Annotated in this window: 13 protein-coding genes and 1 pseudogene; 5 read left to right on the top strand and 9 right to left on the bottom strand. The window is 63.2% G+C overall.

Features of this window, described 5'->3' with window-relative positions:
- Nucleotides 1-1,001 precede the first annotated feature (1,001 nt).
- The 3 genes and pseudogenes from OKW28_RS04410 to OKW28_RS04400 form a co-directional block, all read right to left on the bottom strand.
- Nucleotides 1,002-2,240 carry a tyrosine-type recombinase/integrase gene (locus OKW28_RS04410; RefSeq protein WP_429443946.1) on the bottom strand — a complete coding sequence of 413 codons (1,239 nt, stop codon included), beginning with the start codon at nucleotides 2,238-2,240 and terminating at the stop codon, nucleotides 1,002-1,004.
- A gap of 191 nt (nucleotides 2,241-2,431) precedes the next feature.
- Nucleotides 2,432-2,704, bottom strand: a pseudogene (locus OKW28_RS04405) (DUF72 domain-containing protein); the annotation flags it as partial.
- Between the two features lie 39 nt (nucleotides 2,705-2,743).
- Complete coding sequence (locus tag OKW28_RS04400) at nucleotides 2,744-3,481, bottom strand: TetR/AcrR family transcriptional regulator (protein ID WP_187616325.1); 738 nt, start codon at nucleotides 3,479-3,481, stop codon at nucleotides 2,744-2,746.
- A 247-nt stretch (nucleotides 3,482-3,728) separates the two neighbouring features.
- Here OKW28_RS04400 and OKW28_RS04395 point away from each other — a divergent pair, with 247 nt between their 5' ends.
- The 4 genes from OKW28_RS04395 to OKW28_RS04380 are packed head-to-tail and all read left to right on the top strand — an operon-like array spanning nucleotide 3,729 to nucleotide 9,527.
- Nucleotides 3,729-4,910, top strand: coding sequence for an isovaleryl-CoA dehydrogenase (locus OKW28_RS04395; RefSeq protein WP_429443945.1), 1,182 nt, complete (start codon nucleotides 3,729-3,731; stop codon nucleotides 4,908-4,910).
- 52 nt (nucleotides 4,911-4,962) lie between these two features.
- Nucleotides 4,963-6,570, top strand: coding sequence for a carboxyl transferase domain-containing protein (locus OKW28_RS04390; protein WP_429443944.1), 1,608 nt, complete (start codon nucleotides 4,963-4,965; stop codon nucleotides 6,568-6,570).
- Nucleotides 6,571-6,619: 49 nt separating this feature from the next.
- The gene (locus OKW28_RS04385) at nucleotides 6,620-7,405 is read left to right on the top strand and encodes an enoyl-CoA hydratase/isomerase family protein (protein ID WP_429443943.1); all 786 of its coding nucleotides are present in this window, start codon (nucleotides 6,620-6,622) and stop codon (nucleotides 7,403-7,405) included.
- Between the two features lie 52 nt (nucleotides 7,406-7,457).
- Nucleotides 7,458-9,527, top strand: coding sequence for an acetyl/propionyl/methylcrotonyl-CoA carboxylase subunit alpha (locus OKW28_RS04380; protein WP_429443942.1), 2,070 nt, complete (start codon nucleotides 7,458-7,460; stop codon nucleotides 9,525-9,527).
- Between the two features lie 33 nt (nucleotides 9,528-9,560).
- Here the strand turns inward: OKW28_RS04380 and OKW28_RS04375 are convergent, their stop codons facing one another.
- The 3 genes from OKW28_RS04375 to OKW28_RS04365 all read right to left on the bottom strand — a co-directional run bounded on the left by OKW28_RS04375 (nucleotide 9,561) and on the right by OKW28_RS04365 (nucleotide 12,353).
- A complete protein-coding gene (locus tag OKW28_RS04375) occupies nucleotides 9,561-10,352 on the bottom strand; it encodes a phosphate/phosphite/phosphonate ABC transporter substrate-binding protein (RefSeq protein WP_184064717.1) in 792 nt (263 codons plus the stop codon).
- Nucleotides 10,353-10,369: 17 nt separating this feature from the next.
- Entirely contained in the window at nucleotides 10,370-10,648 is a 279-nt protein-coding gene (locus OKW28_RS04370; RefSeq protein ID WP_429443941.1) for a DUF1488 family protein, read from the bottom strand.
- A gap of 412 nt (nucleotides 10,649-11,060) precedes the next feature.
- Nucleotides 11,061-12,353, bottom strand: coding sequence for a cation:proton antiporter (locus OKW28_RS04365; RefSeq protein WP_429443940.1), 1,293 nt, complete (start codon nucleotides 12,351-12,353; stop codon nucleotides 11,061-11,063).
- 738 nt (nucleotides 12,354-13,091) lie between these two features.
- Here OKW28_RS04365 and OKW28_RS04360 point away from each other — a divergent pair.
- Nucleotides 13,092-13,388 carry a hypothetical protein gene (locus OKW28_RS04360; RefSeq protein WP_184032152.1) on the top strand — a complete coding sequence of 99 codons (297 nt, stop codon included), beginning with the start codon at nucleotides 13,092-13,094 and terminating at the stop codon, nucleotides 13,386-13,388.
- 768 nt (nucleotides 13,389-14,156) lie between these two features.
- Here the strand turns inward: OKW28_RS04360 and tssE are convergent.
- From tssE to OKW28_RS04345, 3 genes are all read right to left on the bottom strand, one after another.
- Entirely contained in the window at nucleotides 14,157-14,582 is a 426-nt protein-coding gene (gene tssE / locus OKW28_RS04355) for a type VI secretion system baseplate subunit TssE (protein ID WP_429443939.1), read from the bottom strand.
- Between the two features lie 14 nt (nucleotides 14,583-14,596).
- Nucleotides 14,597-17,308, bottom strand: coding sequence for a type VI secretion system ATPase TssH (gene tssH, locus OKW28_RS04350; protein ID WP_429443938.1), 2,712 nt, complete (start codon nucleotides 17,306-17,308; stop codon nucleotides 14,597-14,599).
- Nucleotides 17,309-17,454: 146 nt separating this feature from the next.
- Nucleotides 17,455-17,940: an Hcp family type VI secretion system effector gene (locus OKW28_RS04345; RefSeq protein WP_429443937.1), complete on the bottom strand. Its 486-nt coding sequence runs from the start codon at nucleotides 17,938-17,940 to the stop codon at nucleotides 17,455-17,457.
- Nucleotides 17,941-17,980: the final 40 nt, after the last annotated feature.

The following is a 17,980-nucleotide window of genomic DNA, read 5'->3' as shown; positions in this document are numbered from 1 at the left end:
CACGGGCGTTCAGGCGCGCGTCCTGATGTAGCCTGAGCACCGAGCCTTCGAAAAGGGCGTCGAAAAGAGCGTCGAAACAGCCGTCGGCGCTGCCAGCGCCGGAGGGCGCGATAGATGCGTGCGCAGTGGGTCTCCAAGCGTCTGCAGTGGTCCTTCGCGATGTGCAGTTCATTCCACTGGCAACGGGAGACGGCACCTTCAGGATGTAGTTGAACATCGCGTGCGCACTGAGGGTACGCGGTGGACCGCGTACGGCACGGGCCGACTACGCGCCTATTGTTTCGATTCGTCGGCGGCCGTTGCACCTCAAGAGCCGCCGATGGCCGCGGTGCGACCCCAACGGCGGTTGAGGGTCGAGAGTGTGAGTTCGCTGATGCGGAAAGCTGCCGTAGGGTTGCTCGATGACGTCACCGTCAGCGGTCCGCCACATTGCCGACGTAGAACACCAGCCGTGCCAATGTCTGCAATGGCCGAGTTCGGGGCATTCGGCGTCGTGCGGCGTATGCCTGTTGTATCTCGGAAGCCGTCATTGCGGCAGCGTTGATTTCGGTGGGAGGAGAGGAGCGCTAGCCCCTGATAGATTGGTATTCCTCTGTTTCGTCCAAGTGTCAGGTGCTTAACGGTTGTTGGAGCGGCAGTGAGCGTGCTTTTGCTTACGGGAAGCGCTGTTCGATCTTTGAATGATCGGCGAGGTTCGGCCGACCGCTTTGAAAAGAGTATGACTTGACGGTATCTCTCTGCGGGACATTTTGAGACGACCCACCTTGACGTTTTTGTAAATCTGGCGGCGTTGATCTGCCAGTGCGGCCCGATGAAGGCTGTCAAGTGCTGGGAGGAAATTTCGGTATCGCTGGCGGTATCGGCGCTAAATAGCCGGGCGAGAAAGCCGTCTCGACAAGGGTTCAACCGTCTGATTGACGATCGAGTGGGGCATGCCAAGAATGTGAGCATCAGATGACCGATGCTTGCGTTCCTTTGCTTTTCCAGACCCAGCAAGCATTTCACGCTCGCGCCGAAGTGATCGGCACGACGTTCGTTATGCCTCGCTCGCAACGCACTAGATAGTCGGACCACAACTGCAGCGCGACGCGCAGTTCCGGAACGTCTACGCGCACGTCGTAGATTCCTTCGATGCCCCGGCGTTTATGGTTCAATGCCAGTTCGCTAATCTCGTTTGACACTCCGAGGTTGCGCATGTGACCTTTCGCGGTGCTGCGGGTGTCGTGTGGCGTGAAGTAGCGCGTGTTGAACACGTGATCGTCTTGAAGCCCCGACAAGACGTCCCACAGGGTGGTCACGCCCATATGACTCCCCTCGCGCGTGTACATCCCTGGCAGCAGGTATTCCGAGTCCCCTGACATCTCCATCAACTCTTGAACCCATTCGGTCAGGGCCGGACTGAGAGGGATCAGCATTCCGTGGCGCGTCTTGACGTTTTCCGGTACGACCCACCACGTCCCTTTGTCGAGGTCAAAGTCGTCCTTTTTCGACTTAACCAACTCGGCGGTCCGGACGCACGTCCCGAGCAGGCAGCGAAACATCAAACCGTACCTTCGACCCGCTGCATGGTCTATCTTAGACAGGATGTTGTGCAGTTCCTCAGCTGTTAGCATCACGCGTTTTCTCGGAGGAGGCTTGGCTCCCTTGATGGCCTCTAGCGAAATGCCAGCACAGGGGTTCGCGTTGATGAGGCGTCTGCCGACCGCGTGATGAAAGAGGCGCGACACCGAGCACAGGATCTGTTCTGCCATCGACCAACTGCTGACACGTTCGATCATGAGCACGATATCCGCAGCAGTCACGACGGACACGGACAGGGGGCCAAGGGTGGGGCGGATCCTCTTCTTGAAGTGTCGCTTGCGAGCGCCGGCGCTCCCCTCGGCCAGCGAGGGCATGATCTTTTCTTGATAGTCGTCGATCAGCAGATTGACGGTCCAGTCCGCGGCAGCTCGCGCCTTCTTGATGCGCTTCTCGCGCGCCGGGTCGCCGCCGCCATCGATCTTGACCCGGTGCTGCCGGGCGAGCTTGCGTGCCGCGGCGAGGGACATGTCCGGGTAGTTGCCAAGCGTCAACTCGCGCCGGGTGTTGCCGCCGAGGCGGTAGCGAAGAATCCAACTCGCGGTCCCGGTCTTTGACAGCGTAAACGTGAGGCCGTCACCGTCCGATTTGGCAACCGGCTCACCTCTGCATATCCAGCCGCGGAGTTGGATATCGTCCAGAACGTGAAGCTGTTTGGGCATGTCGTAGCTCCTCTGGTGGACTTGCCCATTATAGCTACCCACACGTGTTCCAAGCCACCCAACTAGCTACCCGTTTCAAAGTGGACGTTATCGGCCAAAAATGAATGCTATAGGAAGGTAGCTAATTGAATATATTAGAAAATAATGACTGACCGGACGGTGGCGGATGCTGCCGGAAAACAATCCATATTAGTGCCGTTGATTTCGATCGACGTCAGCTGCCGGCTCGCATATTCGAGTTCGCGGCTTTGCGTCAGGTCTTCCGGATAAAACGGCCCGCGCCACGGCGCATAGGTCCAGCCGCCGATGCTGATGCGAATGCGTGCGGCGGACGTGGAACTGGACGACGTTTCGGTTGATTTTTTCGTTGGCGCTTTCCTTGCGGCTTTCGGTTTGTCGCCGCGTTCTTCGCCAGACTTCTCGCTTCGCTTGTTGCTTTCCTTCGCGCTTGTCGCTGCGAGCACTTGGGCTCTCCTTCGGGCTGCGGCGGGAAAGCTCGTAGATTAGCCGCTTTTCTCGCGGCGCGCGGCGCTGGCTTCGTCGAAACGACGGCTCGCTGCGGCCACTTCCACGCGAAAGCGCTGCAACGCGCCGAGCGCGAGGTCGGGCGGCGTCAGCGCGACCCACAGCACGTCGATCAGCTGATCGGCGGTGGCGTCGATATCGATCTGCCGGTTCGTCAGCGTCGCGTCCCACAGCACATGCTCCATCGGGCCGAACACCATCGAGCGCAACAGGCGCAGCGGCATGTCGGAGCGAATCTCGCCGCTTTGCTGGCCTTGCGCGAGCACGCGCATCAACGGCGCGGTGTAGCGGCGCTGCAGTTCGGTCAGCGCTTCGCTCAGTTCGTGATGCCGCGCGCGGCCTTCGGACAGCACGAGCGCGCACAGATCGGTGCCATTCACGAGCATCAGCCGCAGATGCATGCGCACGATGAACGCGAACTGCTGACGCACGTTGCCGTCGCGCGGCAGGCCCGCTTCGATCGCGTCGATGATCTCGTCGTACCAATCGCCGATGACACGAGCGCACAACTCGCGCTTGCCGCGAAAGTAGCTGAACACCGTCGCCTCGGAAACGCCCAGGCGCTGCGCGATTTCCGCGGTCGTCGCGCGTTCGTAGCCCTTTTCGGAGAACACGTCGCGCCCCGCCTGAAGAATCTCCTTCACGCGCTGCTGCGACTTGCGCCCGGCCGGCTGGCGACGCGAGACAGGTAATCCGGCCTTCTCGGCAACCGTCATATGAGTAAAATTCAGATTTTTGATGCGGATTGGGGCTCGAGCTGGCGTTTGAACGCTGCGTCTGTGCCCGATGAACGCGATCGTAGCACCGAATCGGCCGGCTGATGGGCGTTTGTAAATTTCTGAGTAACACTCAAAAATACCTATTGACGCTTACGTCAATCTGGCGTGAAATGCGCGTTGACATGCTTTCGCGTGCCGCTTCGCGTTCCACCAGCGGCCGCCCACGAACTCAGGAGACACCGCAATGCCCAATCTGCCCGGTTTGCAGTTCCCGCTCGGCGAAGAGATCGAAATGCTGCGCGACAGCATCGCGTCGTTCGCCGCCAAAGAAATCGCGCCGCGCGCCGGGGAAATCGATCGCACCGATCAGTTCCCGATGGACCTGTGGCGCAAGTTCGGCGACCTCGGCGTGCTCGGCATGACGGTTTCCGAAGAGTACGGCGGCGCGAACATGGGCTATACCGCGCACATGGTCGCGATGGAGGAAATTTCGCGTGCGTCGGCATCGGTTGGCCTGTCGTACGGCGCGCATTCGAACCTGTGCGTGAACCAGATTCATCGCAACGGCACCGACGCGCAGAAGCGCAGGTATCTGCCGAAGCTCGTGTCGGGCGAGCACGTCGGCGCGCTCGCGATGAGCGAGCCGAACGCGGGCTCGGACGTGGTCAGCATGAAGCTGCGCGCCCAGAAGAAGGGCGATCGTTACGTGCTGAACGGCACCAAGATGTGGATCACCAACGGCCCCGACTGCGACACCCTGGTCGTCTATGCAAAGACCGATCCCGAAGCGAATTCGCGCGGCATTACCGCGTTCATCGTCGAGAAGGGCATGAAGGGTTTCTCGGTCGCGCAGAAGCTCGACAAGCTCGGCATGCGCGGCTCACACACCGGCGAGCTGGTGTTCCAGGACGTCGAAGTGCCGGAGGAAAACATCCTTGGGGCATTGAACGGCGGCGTCAAAGTGCTGATGAGCGGTCTCGACTACGAACGCGCGGTGCTCGCGGGCGGCCCGACCGGCATCATGGTCGCGGTGATGGACGCGGTCGTGCCGTATATCCACGACCGCAAGCAGTTCGGCCAGTCGATAGGCGAATTCCAGCTGATCCAGGGCAAAGTCGCCGATCTGTACACGACACTGCAGGCATGCCGCGCGTATCTGTACGCGGTGGGCCGCCAACTCGACACGCTCGGCAACGACCATGTGCGCCAGGTCCGCAAGGACTGCGCGGGCGTGATTCTGTACACGGCCGAAAAGGCGACCTGGATGGCTGGCGAGGCGATCCAGATTCTCGGCGGCAATGGCTATATCAACGAGTATCCGGTCGGTCGTCTGTGGCGCGATGCGAAGCTCTATGAAATTGGCGCGGGCACGAGCGAGATTCGTCGCATGCTGATCGGCCGGGAGCTGTTTGCCGAAACGCTGTGATGCAAGCGCGCGTGAACCCCCTCAATACGCCGCACTTTGGAGAAGCGACGTCATGCCGATCATCGAATCGAAACTGAACCCACGCTCGGACGACTTTCGCGCGAACGCGGCGGCGCTCGAAGCGCTCGTCGCCGATCTGCGCGCGAAGATCGAGCAACTCGCGCAGGGCGGCGGCCAGGCCGCGCGCGACAAGCATACGAGCCGCGGCAAGCTGCTGCCGCGCGAGCGGATCGCGCAACTGCTCGATCCGGGCACGCCGTTTCTCGAACTGTCGCAACTCGCCGCGTACGGTATGTACAACGACGACGCGCCGGGCGCCGGCGTGATCACCGGCATCGGCCGCATCGCGGGACAGGAGTGCGTGATCGTCTGCAACGACGCGACCGTGAAGGGCGGCACCTACTATCCGGTCACCGTGAAGAAGCACGTGCGCGCGCAGGAAATCGCCAGCGAAAACCGCTTGCCGTGCGTGTACCTCGTCGACTCGGGTGGCGCGAATCTGCCGAATCAGGACGACGTATTTCCCGATCGCGATCACTTCGGCCGCATCTTCTACAACCAGGCGAATCTGTCGGCCGCGGGTATTCCGCAGATCGCGGTCGTGATGGGCTCGTGCACCGCGGGCGGCGCGTATGTGCCGGCGATGAGCGACGAGTCGATCATCGTCAAGAACCAGGGGACGATTTTTCTCGGCGGCCCACCGCTCGTCAAAGCCGCGACCGGCGAAGTGGTCAGCGCCGAAGATCTCGGCGGCGGCGACGTGCATACGCGTCTGTCGGGCGTCGTCGATCATCTTGCGCAGAACGACGCGCATGCGCTCGGGATCGCGCGCAGCATCGTCGGCCATCTGAACCGCGTGAAGCCGGCGCCGCTCGTATTGCAGGAGCCGAAGCCGCCGCGCTACGACACCCAGAGCATCTACGGCGTGATTCCGCTCGACACGCGCAAGCCGTTCGATATCCGCGAGGTGATCGCGCGTATCGTCGACGATTCCGCGTTCGACGAATTCAAGGCGCGCTACGGCACCACGCTCGTCACCGGTTTCGCGCATATCTGGGGGCACCCGGTCGGCATCGTCGCGAACAACGGCATTCTGTTTTCCGAGTCGGCGCTGAAGGGCACCCACTTCATCGAGCTGTGCTGCCAGCGCAAGATTCCGCTCGTGTTCCTGCAGAACATCACGGGCTTCATGGTCGGCCGCAAGTACGAAAACGAAGGCATTGCGAGGAACGGCGCGAAGATGGTCACCGCGGTCGCGACCGCGAAGGTGCCGAAGTTCACGGTGATCATCGGCGGCTCGTTCGGCGCGGGCAACTATGGCATGTGCGGCCGTGCGTATTCGCCGCGCTTCCTGTGGATGTGGCCGAACGCGCGCATCTCGGTGATGGGCGGCGAGCAGGCCGCGTCGGTGCTCGCCACCGTCAAGCGCGACGGCATCGAAGCGAAGGGCGGCAACTGGAGCGCAGAGGAAGAAGAGGCGTTCAAGCAGCCAATCCGCGAGCAATACGAGCATCAGGGCCATCCGTACTACGCGAGCGCGCGGTTGTGGGACGACGGCGTGATCGACCCCGCGCAAACTCGCGACGTGCTTGGGCTGGGTTTGTCGGCGGCGATGAACGCGCCGATCGAAGACACGCGTTTCGGCGTGTTCAGAATGTGATGGCCCGCGTCACCGCGATGCGACGACGCAAGGCAAAGGAGTGCTACGCATGCAATACGAAACGCTGACGGTCGAGATTGCCGGCCAGACCGCGACGGTCGCGCTCAATCGTCCGGACGTGCGCAACGCGTTCAACGAAACGATGGTCGCCGAGCTGACTGCCGCATTCACCGCGCTCGACACGCGCGACGACGTGCGAGCGGTCGTGCTCGCCGCGAACGGCAAGGCGTTCTGCGCGGGCGCCGACCTGAACTGGATGAAGAAAATGGCCGGCTACTCGGACGACGAGAACCGCGCCGATGCGATGCGGCTCGCCGTCATGCTGTCGGTGGTGTATCGCTGCAACAAGCCGGTGATCGCGCGCGTGAGCGGCGACGCATACGCGGGCGGCATGGGCCTGATTGCCGCGTGCGATATCGTCGTCGCGGTCGAAAGCGCACACTTCTGCCTGTCCGAGGCGCGGCTCGGGCTGATTCCCGCGACGATCGCGCCATACGTGATTCGTGCGCTCGGCGAGCAGGCGTCGCGGCGCTACTTCCTCACCGCCGAGGTGTTCGACTGCGCGACCGCGTTGCGGCTGGGATTCGTCAGCGAAGCGGTGAGCGCCGAGCAGCTCGGTGCAACGGTCGCGCAGCTCGCGCAGACGCTGTGCGCGAACGGCCCGCAAGCGGTGCGCGCCTGCAAGCGGCTCGTGCAGGACATCGCGGGCCGCGAGTTGAGCGACGCGCTGATCGAGGACACCGCCGTGCGGATTGCGAAAACGCGGGCCGGCGCAGAGGGCCGCGAAGGCGTGGCGTCGTTCCTCGAAAAGCGCACGCCGGGCTGGCGCAAGTGACATGCTCCGCTAACAACCATCGCCCCGTACCGCCCATTTCATCGAGACACTCATGTTCAACAAGATCCTGATCGCAAACCGGGGTGAAATTGCGTGCCGCGTCGCGGCGACCTGCAAGCGGCTCGGCATCGCGAGCGTGGCCGTCTATTCGGACGCCGACGCCAACGCGAAACATGTCGCCGCCTGCGACGAAGCGGTGCATATCGGCGGTTCGACGGCGGCGCAAAGCTATCTGCGCATCGAGCGGATCATCGAAGCCGCGCGCGCGACCGGCGCGCAGGCCGTGCATCCGGGCTACGGCTTTCTTTCGGAAAACGAAGACTTCGCGCATGCGTGCCAGGCGGCCGGCATCGTCTTTATCGGACCGCCGGTCGAAGCGATTGCCGCGATGGGCTCGAAGGCCGCCGCGAAAGCGCTGATGCACGCGGCCGCGGTGCCGCTCGTGCCCGGCTATCACGGCGACGACCAGGAGCCGCAGCTGTTGCAGCGCGAAGCGGACGCGATCGGCTATCCGGTGCTGCTGAAGGCGAGCGCGGGCGGCGGCGGCAAGGGCATGCGCGTGGTCGAGCGCAGCGCGGACTTCGCGGCCGCGCTGCTGTCGTGCAAGCGCGAGGCGGCGAGCAGCTTCGGCAACGATCGCGTGCTGATCGAGAAGTATCTGACCCGGCCGCGTCACGTCGAGGTCCAGGTGTTCGCCGATCGGCACGGCGGCGCCGTTTATCTGTTCGACCGCGACTGTTCGGTGCAGCGGCGTCATCAGAAAGTGCTCGAGGAAGCGCCCGCGCCGGGGCTCCCGGCCGAGGTCAAGCGCGCGATGGGCGAAGCGGCCGTGGCCGCCGCGCGCGCGGTCAACTACGTTGGCGCGGGTACGGTCGAGTTCATCATGACGCCGACCGGCGAGTTCTATTTCATGGAGATGAACACGCGGCTGCAGGTCGAGCATCCCGTCACCGAGATGGTGACGGGGCAGGACCTCGTCGAATGGCAATTGCGCGTTGCCGCGGGCGAGAGTTTGCCGCTCACCCAGCAGCAGTTGAAGCTCGACGGCCACGCGATCGAGGCGCGCATCTACGCAGAGCATCCGGCGCGCGGCTTCCTGCCGTCCACCGGTACGCTCAAGCATCTGCGCATGCCCGAAGGCGTCGAGTTCGCGATCGACGCGGCCGGGCTCGGCGAGCCGGGCCGCAAGGCGCCGGTGCGTATCGACAGCGGCGTGCGCGAGGGTGACACGATCACGCCGTTCTACGATCCGATGATCGCCAAGCTGATCGTGCACGGCGCGACGCGCGAGGAGGCATTGGCGCGCCTCGCGCGTGCGCTGCATGCCTGCGAGGTGGTCGGGCCGCACACGAACGTCGAGTTTCTGCGGCGCATCGTCGCGAGCGAGCCGTTCGCGAGCGGCGAGCTCGACACCGGTTTGATCGAGCGTCATCACGACGTGCTGTTCGCGCCGGCACAGAAGCCGTTCAAGGAAGCACTCGCGCTCGCGTGCGCCGCGTTGTTGACGCGCGAGGGCGGCACCGCGCACGGCGCGTCGCCGTGGGACGCGTTGTCGCACTGGCGGCTCAATAGCGGCTACACGCAAACGCTCGGCTGGCGCGTGATCGACGACGGCGCCAACGACGACAGCCCCGACGCGTTCAGGGTCGTTTTCGCGCGCAACGGGGACACGCAAGCGCTCGTGCAAACACTCGAACACGACGGCTTGCGCGAGGACTTCACATGGTCGGTCGGCGCGGGCGCCCATGAATTCCGCGCGACGATCGGCGATGCGCGCGTGACGGGGCGTGTATTCGTCGACGGCGACAGGTTCCACGTGTTCTGCCATGGCGAGACGCTCGCATTCGAATGGCAGAACCTGCTCGCGCATGCCGCGGATGCCGAGCACGGCGAAGGCCGTCTGACCGCGCCGATGCCGGGCAAAGTGATCGCGGTGCTGGTCGAACCAGGCGCGGTGGTCGAGAAGGGCGCGCCGCTGATCGTAATGGAAGCGATGAAGATGGAGCATACGATCGGCGCCCCGGCGGCGGGCACGGTCGCCGAGGTTCTGTATGCGGTCGGTGATCAGGTCGCCGACGGCGCGCAACTGCTGGTGCTGGAGGTGCAGCAGGCGGGTGAATAAGCGCGTCGAGTGGCAGATGAGCGAGTAGGTGAATCAAGCGAGCCGCGCGTAGCCCGCGGCGCGCGCTTCGCTTTCCAGCTCGCCGATGCGCGCGTAGTCGGTCAGCGGCAACGTCGAAAAACCCCTTAAACGCAGGCGTTTTGCGCGCTCGGGGCGGACGCTCAGCGCCTCGTTCAACGCGTCGCGCAACGCGGCGATCGTGGCCGGCGGCACATTGGCCGCGGCGATCAGCGGCAAGCCCGGCGAGGCGGCGGTCATGCCGATCGCGCGCACGCGCCCCGCGAGTTCCGGCAGCACGTCGCAAACGAAGGCGAAGGTCACGCAGTCGATCGCGGTGACGTCCGCGCGATTGTCCGCGACCGCGCGCAGCGAGCCGACATGCGAGCCCGTGCGCAGCACCGCGCCGAAGAACATGCCGGCGCGCGCGAGCGGCGCGACCGCGTGACGAAATGCGTTCATGCCGCTGTTCGAATCGTCCTGGTTGTAGGCGGCGCGTGCGCCGCGGCACGAGGCGAGTGAGTCGAAGCGCGCGTCGGCTCGCGTGACCAGTACGCTCGAGTAATGCGCGCCGTCGCAGCCGGGCGCATCGAAACAGGGTGTCGCGACCAATTGCACCTGCGCGTGCAGCCCCTGCATCAGCGGATAACCGCAGGTCTGGGAAATCAGCAGATTCGGGCGCCGCCAGAAGCCGTGCAGTTCCTCGTCCGGTTCGACGATGCGGCACGCGGGCTTGACCCGGCGCAGCACGTCGTCGAGCCACTCGCGCCATTCGAGGTCGAGCGCGGGTGTCACGTTGTACATCGGCAGGGCGGCGATCCAGCTCATGAAGGCGTCTCTCGCGCCTAATGTCTGACCAATTTGAATTCGTCGAGACCGAGCCGCACCGGCTCGCTCGGCGTGAACTGCCATCTCTGTGCGGCTACGGAGAGGATCTCGTCCTGCGCATCCTCGAACGCGACCAACAGGTCCTGCTTGCGGCGGCTCACGGCGCCACAGAACTCGACCAGCGCGTCGGCGCTAACTTCAAAAATCTGCGCACGATCGTCGCAGCACACGCGGAACGCGACCGTCTCGCATTCCGTCACACAGGGCCGGAACCCTTCATCGACATAGACCGACATGGCGAACTCCTTCGGACGCCTGAATCGACAGGATGACAAACCGCGCCTGCCAGGTATGTGGGAGAACCGGCATTGACGGCCAAATGCCCGGCGCCGCAGCAGGCGCGACGGTCCGGAAACTGGCGGAAAGTAAGCCAGAAACTGGCGGCGGACTCGTTCAAGTCCGAGCCAGGGCCGCGGCGTGAACCGTGGCCGGAGGGAGACGGCGGCGGTTCGACTCGCCATCGGCCTCGCCTGCTGGTGGGCCGCCTCGGGTCAGAATCGCGGCGGGCACTGCTCAGGAAACGCTTAAATCGGACGCTCCAATCCAGTGTCGAAATCGACGCGAGAGCCGCTCGCTCCGGTCTCGGACTGTGTTTGGATTTTCTCACCAACCTCGCGGTGCAGATCGGCGTAGGTATCCACTTTACGATTAGCGCGCGTTTTGTGCAGGCGATGCGTCCGGCGAGGCTGGCCGGGTTGCGTGAGCGCCCGGAATATTGAGCCGACGGATCAGCGGGCCCAATGTCGTCGCCTGAATCAGCAGGCTGAATACCACGACGAGATACGTGACGCCGATGAACATTTCGCGTCCGTGAAACTCCGGCAGCGACAGCGCGAGCGCAATCGAGATGCCGCCGCGCAGTCCGCCCCACGTCAGCACGACAGCCGAATGCGGACTGAGCCGCCGGAAGTTCTGCAGCGCGAGCAGCGGAATCGCGACGCTGACGCCGCGCGCGAACAGCACGACAGGAATCGCCGCGAGCCCGAGCCAAACGATCTCGACGCGCAGCGACAGTGCAATGATTTCGAGTCCGATCAGCCCGAACAGCACGAGATTGAGCAACTCGTCGAGCAGGTCCCAGAAGTTGAACAGATGCTCGCGCGTCTTCTCCGACATCGACGTCGACGCGCCGTGATTGCCGATCACGAGCCCCATGATTACGACCGCGAGAGGCGCTGACACGTGCAGCGCTTCGGCGAGACTATAGCCGCCGGTCGCGAGTGCGAGTGTGATCAGGATTTCGACTGGATAGCTGTCGATACCTCGCAGCAGCAGCGACCCGCCGAAGCCGAGCGCCGCGCCGAGCACGAGCGCTCCGGCGACTTCGCGCAGCAGATCGAATGCGATCGCGCCCGCGGAAAACTCGTTCGCGCCGGTCGCGAGTCCGACTAGCGTGACGAATGCGACGACGGCCGTGCCGTCGTTGAACAGCGATTCGCCGGTAATCTTGGTTTCGAGGCTTTCGGGCGCCGCCGCGCGCTTGAGCACGCTGAGTACCGCGATCGGATCGGTCGGCGAGATCAGCGCGCCGAACACGAGACACCAGGGCAGGCTCACCGGCTGGCCGAGCCATTGCGCCGCGTAGTAAAAGCCGAAGCCGACCACCGCGATCGAAATCAATACCCCGATCGTCGCGAGCATCAGCACCGCGCGCCGCTGCGTGCGCATCTTCGACAGATCGACGTGCAGCGCGCCGGCGAACAGCAGCAGACTTAGCAGGCCGTGAAACACGATGTCGGCAAAATCGATCTGCACGACGATCTTGCGCGCGGCGATCGCCATCGCCGGATAGTAGAACCCGAGCGCAGAAATGCCGACGCAGACGACGAGCCCGACCGCGGTGATGCCGAGCGTGTCGGGCAACCTGATGAATCGATAATTGAGGACGCCGAACAGCGCGACGATGGCGAACAGCGCACCGGCAATCTGGAAGATGCTCATCGTGCACGCTCCCCCGCTTGGCGGCGGCGCAAACGCGTGATCACGGTGGCACCGAGGTAACACGCGCGACAAGGCATAAAACAGGCAGGCAGAGAATGCCGACACAATTGCGATATTGAACCAGCGAGATGTTTCACCAGCAATTCCTTGTTCAGGCTCATTCAATCCGATAAGCGATCTGCGGTCTGTAATGACACGATCTTTGCCGCTGGCGATCGAGCGACGTACCGGGACGGACGCTTTATTCAAACGCAGCGGACGATGCGCTCAGACGCAGCGTGCTGTTTATTGGACCGCGAGCGGATGAAGGCGAACCGGGCGGAGCCAGGCTCGCCAGACGGGCGCCACGATGGGCAATGGCAGTGTTCGGACTACAGAAGCGCCGGACGAGTTCCGGTCTTTATTTTGGGATATAGCTTTTTATTTCGAGATGGTTCGCGGGGCTTGATTCGTCAAGGTTATTCGATCGAATCTGAATAAACGGTATGAATTTGTAATCCGAATTTGCCGGTCCGATGACTTCACATTGCATGGAGCCCTGTGATTCATTGTTCCAAAATCTGTAAAGCATATATTAAGCATGATTGACGCCGGAATTGGCAGGTCGAGAGCAGGGAAAGCCCTAACCGGGAATCGCCCAGGATATGACAATTTTTGACAAACTCGAATCGAGAATGATGCAGCATCGATACATGGCGAAATGCTGTTGTGTAGCAATGGGTGAAGACGGGGAAGAGCATGGAGCAAACCTATCGTTATCGGGGATTCGACATCGTGGTCAACGCGTTGCGCGCGACCGATATGTCCACCCGTGTCGGCAGTGCCACGGCGCGGCGCGCGTACGTGGCGAGCGTCACGTTGAAGACGCGGCTGATCGGCGGCGAGTGGTCGACCGCTTTCCGGGTAGCTTCGGTGCCCGGTCGTTCGTCGACCGATCTGCGGGAAGTGCTGGCGGCTGGATTCGCGGCCGCGACTCGGGTCGTCGACGACGTGGTGAGTGTGATGGGCGACGGGTTCGCGCGCAAGGCGGCCTGAGTTCCACACGGGGCGCTCGCTCGGCGCCGTGGTGCCACGCGGCAGGCGTGAGCGCGCACAGGGGTGCCCAAGCGGTCCCGGCATTTCAAAGCACTCGCGATCATTGACCGTCGACTACGGTTGTCGGTCGTGGCGAGCGTCGAAATAACCACGCGTATCCCTGCGGTGCGTGTGGGTCCCAGGCAGGGCGTGCTCGTCTCCTCAGCGTCCTGTTGTTTTAATCCCGCTCCCCTGTGCGGGATTTTGCTTAATCGTTATAGTCGAACGAGCATCTCGAAAATGTGATTCGGGGTTCACTTTTTATTTTTTATGCGCAAGCGACACAATGAAAAGTGCATGTTTAGCTCGCGATTTATGCCGGCTGTGTGAAATGCGGGTGAAAAAGCAAGCGGAACAAATAATGCTTATTCGAAACTCCTTTCTGTTTGCCGTTATTGTCTCCGTCGTGGGGACGACTCAGACCGATAGTCCCGATCCTCACGAACGGCCCGCGCGCATGAATGCGGCGGACGGCACACTGGCCACGTGATCGCTTGCTAACGGGGCAGCAAGGAAAAAAGCCTCGAACATGAGGCGTGATCGAGGCTGCCGAAGGACAGACTCAATGCCTGTCTGGGAAGGTCGATCGGACCCGTGATCGACCTTGCCCACTATAGCGAGTTACCCGCCGAGCAACTGTGAACAAATGTCGCAGTCGCATCGACCGGCGAATTCCCGAATAGATCTGAATCGTAGCGTCGGATTCGACTAGCATGCGGATAACGCTGATTACCCACGCCCCTGCATCCGGCGTCGTATATGCAGCCGCCCCGGCGGCTCGAAATACGTGCCGAAGCGCACGAGCCCGGCCTTCTTCAAATGACATGTCATTTCGAAGCTGACCAGCACGCCGGGGTCGTCGTCCTCGAGGATGTCGATGTCGATCGCGCGAATACGAGGTTCATATTTCAGCAGCGTCGCTTCCATCTGCTGCTTCAGCGCGTGCGCCGACGACGGCAATGCCTTGTAGATGTTCGTCATGTCCGGCAGACCGTAATCGGGCAGGTGCTTCAATGCGCCCGCGCGCGTGTTCAGAATGCGCTGCACGTTCTGCTGCACGCTCATGCATTCGAGCGTGCGGTCGTCGTATGCGTCGAGCGGCTCGCCGCCGATCTGGCCGAGCAGCATATCGTAGAGAGACGGTCCCGCCGGCATCGAGTGGCGCTCCGTTAGCCGTTCGCCGCATGTTCAGCCACGGCTTCTTCGCGATCGATGAAATCGATCGTCAGACTACCTTCGGGTGAACCGGTCAGCAGGATCCTGGCGGGCGCGATTCCATATGCCATGCGCGCGAGCAGTTCGCGCGACACCGTCGGCAGAATGCGCTGATTGACAAACGCATCGACGTTGCGCGCGCCCGATTCGCGCGCGAGACACAACGCGGCCATCGCATCGATCAGCGCTTCGTCGCAGCTCAGTTCGACGCCGTGCTGGCGGCGCAGACGCTGCGCGACGTTACCGAGCTTCAGGCGCACGATCGAGGCCAGCGCGCTCGCATCGAGAGGGCGGTACACGAGCGTCTGGAAGCGCGCGAGCAGCGCCGGTTGAAAGTGGCCGACGAGCTGCGGATGAATCGCGACGAGCAGTTCGTCGTGCGAGATCTCGGGGCTTTCCGCGGTCGTGTCATCGATTTGCGCGCTGCCGAGATTGGACGTCATCAGGATCACGCAATTGCGAAAGTCGATCTCGCGCCCCTCGCCGTCGCGCATCATGCCGCGATCGAACACCTGATAGAACATGTCGAGCACGTCCCGGTGCGCTTTTTCGACTTCGTCGAGCAGCACGACGCTGTACGGACGCTGCCGCACCGCCTCGGTCAGAATGCCGCCGCGTCCATAACCGATGTAGCCGGGCGGCGAGCCCTTCAGTTGCGAGACTGTGTGCGATTCCTGGTACTCGGACATATTGATCGTCGTGAGCGCGGCTTCACCGCCGAACAGCAGGTCGGCGAGCGCGAGCGCAGTTTCGGTCTTGCCGACGCCCGATGGTCCAGCAAGCAGAAACACGCCGAGCGGCGCGTGTTCATTCTTGAGCCCCGCCTTGGCGGTCCGCAGGCTTTCGGACAGGGCGGCGAGCGCGTCGTGCTGCGCGACGACGCGTGTCGCGAGCTGCGTTTCCAGCGTCAGCAGGTTTTGCAGTTCGTCTTCGACGAGGCTGCCAACCGGCACGCCGGTCCACTCGGCGACGACGCGTGCGATCGCCTGGGCGTCGACGTCGGCGAAGATCAACGGGGCCTTGCCTTGTGCTGTCGTTAGTGCTCGACGTGCTTGCGCGAAAGCGCTGGCATCGCGCGAGACGGCATCGCTGTCGCGTTGGCGGTGCAACGCTTGGACGAGTTCGAGCTCCTGTTCGTAACGTGTTTGCAGCGCCGCGAGTTCGGCCTTCGCGCTCGCGAGCGCGGCGTCCAGTGCGCCGCGGCGTGCTTCGCTATCGTCGATGCCGATGCGTTCGTCGTCTGCGAGCGCCGCGTGTTCGAGCTCCAGCGCGGCGACCGCGGCCCGCACGCGTTGCAACTCGGCCGGCGGTGCTTCGAGGCCCATGCGTACGCGCGCGGCGGCCGTGTCGATCAGATCGACGGCCTTGTCCGGCAGTTGCCGCGCCGGGATGTAGCGACGCGACAGCTTGACCGCGGCGACCAGCGCTACCTCGCGAATGTGTACATGGTGGTATCGGGCGTAGCGGCTTTTCAGGCCGCGTAGCATCAAGCAGGCTGCGTCGTCGTCGGGTTCTTCGACCTTGATCATCTGGAAGCGGCGTTCGAGTGCCGCGTCGCGCTCGAAGAATTCCTTGTATTCGGACCACGTGGTCGCCGCGATCGTGCGCAATTCGCCGCGCGCGAGCGCAGGCTTCAGCAGGTTCGCGGCGTCGGCGCCGCCCGCCGCGTTGCCGGCGCCGATCAGCGTGTGCGCTTCGTCGATGAACAGCAGGATCGGCACGGGCGAAGCCTGCACCTCGTCGATCACGGTCTTCAGGCGTTGCTCGAATTCGCCTTTCACGCCGACGCCCGCTTGCAGCAGGCCGAGATCGAGCGTGAGGATGCGCACGTCGCGGATTACGTTCGGCACGCTGCCTTCGGTGACGCGCAACGCGAGCCCTTCGACGAGCGCGGTCTTGCCGACACCTGGTTCGCCGACGAGGATCGGATTGTTCTTGCGACGGCGCGCGAGCACGTCGACCATCTGCTGGATCTCGCGCTCGCGCCCGAACACAGGATCGATGTCGCCGCGGCGCGCCTTGTCGGTCAGGTCGATCGCAAAGCGGGCGAGGGCGTCGGCGCTGGCAGGTGTGGTCTCTTTTGCGCGAGAAACGCCGTTCGCGGCCGCGGCGCTTGCCGCAGGTTGAGGCTGTTCAGATCGTTGTTCCTCGTCTTCGCTTTCGATTTCACTTTCGCACGACCGATGCGCCATTCGCGGCAGCAACCGTTCGATCTGCGCACTGCTGACGGCAAGCAGTGGCCACGCATTCTGGGCGCGCAGCATATGCGGCGCATCGACGATCGCCTGCAGCAAATTCCCCGAGCGGATTCGCGCCTCGTCGCTCTCCGAAGACGCGTGAAGCCATGCATCCCTAAGCAGTGCCGCCAGCTGCGGCGACAGGGCGGGCTTGCCGCGCAGATTGCGCGGCAGACGGTCGATTGCACCGAGCAGCGCATCCCACAGCGCGTCGATATCGATCGTGCAACGCCGCAGGATAGCGGGGATGTCGCCGTCGCCGGCTTCGATCAGCTTCAGCAACCAGTGCTCGACCGTGATCTCGTCAGCCAGCCGCGTCTGGCAAAGACTCGCGGCCGCTTCGAGCGCCTGCGCGCAGTGCGGGTTGAGTCGGCGCAGCAGATGAGTGGTGTCCCAAAGGGCGCTTCTTCGGTCGTCGCGCAAGGTCATGTCGGCAGTCCGGTCACGGAGGTAGGCGGCAAGTGCGCTGTGCACTCGCCGATGAAAAAGGACCAGCCCGCCACGCGGACCGGTAAAGACGCGTCGACGCGCGTCCCGAGACCGCCGGCACGCCGGTCTCGCGTAACACGCGGAAATCAGGAACGCTCGTTCCAGGTGTCCTTGTGGATGATGTTGCCGTCCTTGTACGACCACGTGATCGTCTCGTAGCGAAGCTCGACGTCTTCGAGGTGGTTGTGCTTCTCGTAGTCGGGGTTCTTGATGTCGAACATTTTCGGCTTGACCGCGACGATCTTCACGTTGTCCAGCTTCGTGTTGAAGTACTCCTTTTCCTTGCCGGCGTCGTCGATCTTGTACCACTTGATCTCGACCGACTTCAGCGTCTGACCGCTCGTGACAGCCTTGTACAGATACGGCGTCGACGCATCGGTTTCCTTCGTCAGCGTGATCGGTTTGTGTACGCGCGTGCCGGTCAGCTTGCCGGTGTTGCCGTCGGTCGGGATATGCACGCCGTGATCGAACGCGACGAGCTCGACGCTGCCTTCGCGGCCTTGCACCGTCACCGAACCCTTGATATCGGCGCCGCCGTCGTCCTTGAGCCACATGTAGGCTGGAATTGCCATACTTTCTACTCCTTGATTTTTCTACTGCTGCGACAACCGC

Source organism: Paraburkholderia sp. 40, from assembly GCF_050434105.1.
Taxonomy (GTDB): Bacteria; Pseudomonadota; Gammaproteobacteria; order Burkholderiales; family Burkholderiaceae; genus Paraburkholderia; species Paraburkholderia tuberum.
This window is presented reverse-complemented; position numbering and strand designations above follow the sequence as displayed.

What these genes read in the sequence shown, in the direction of transcription:
- OKW28_RS04410 (WP_429443946.1), bottom strand. Translation starts at nt 2,240, where the DNA reads ATGCCCAAACAGCTTCACGTTCTGGACGATATCCAACTCCGCGGCTGG.
- OKW28_RS04400 (WP_187616325.1), bottom strand. Translation starts at nt 3,481, where the DNA reads ATGACGGTTGCCGAGAAGGCCGGATTACCTGTCTCGCGTCGCCAGCCG.
- OKW28_RS04395 (WP_429443945.1), top strand. Translation starts at nt 3,729, where the DNA reads ATGCCCAATCTGCCCGGTTTGCAGTTCCCGCTCGGCGAAGAGATCGAA.
- OKW28_RS04390 (WP_429443944.1), top strand. Translation starts at nt 4,963, where the DNA reads ATGCCGATCATCGAATCGAAACTGAACCCACGCTCGGACGACTTTCGC.
- OKW28_RS04385 (WP_429443943.1), top strand. Translation starts at nt 6,620, where the DNA reads ATGCAATACGAAACGCTGACGGTCGAGATTGCCGGCCAGACCGCGACG.
- OKW28_RS04380 (WP_429443942.1), top strand. Translation starts at nt 7,458, where the DNA reads ATGTTCAACAAGATCCTGATCGCAAACCGGGGTGAAATTGCGTGCCGC.
- OKW28_RS04375 (WP_184064717.1), bottom strand. Translation starts at nt 10,352, where the DNA reads ATGAGCTGGATCGCCGCCCTGCCGATGTACAACGTGACACCCGCGCTC.
- OKW28_RS04370 (WP_429443941.1), bottom strand. Translation starts at nt 10,648, where the DNA reads ATGTCGGTCTATGTCGATGAAGGGTTCCGGCCCTGTGTGACGGAATGC.
- OKW28_RS04365 (WP_429443940.1), bottom strand. Translation starts at nt 12,353, where the DNA reads ATGAGCATCTTCCAGATTGCCGGTGCGCTGTTCGCCATCGTCGCGCTG.
- OKW28_RS04360 (WP_184032152.1), top strand. Translation starts at nt 13,092, where the DNA reads ATGGAGCAAACCTATCGTTATCGGGGATTCGACATCGTGGTCAACGCG.
- tssE (WP_429443939.1), bottom strand. Translation starts at nt 14,582, where the DNA reads ATGCCGGCGGGACCGTCTCTCTACGATATGCTGCTCGGCCAGATCGGC.
- tssH (WP_429443938.1), bottom strand. Translation starts at nt 17,308, where the DNA reads ATGACCTTGCGCGACGACCGAAGAAGCGCCCTTTGGGACACCACTCAT.
- OKW28_RS04345 (WP_429443937.1), bottom strand. Translation starts at nt 17,940, where the DNA reads ATGGCAATTCCAGCCTACATGTGGCTCAAGGACGACGGCGGCGCCGAT.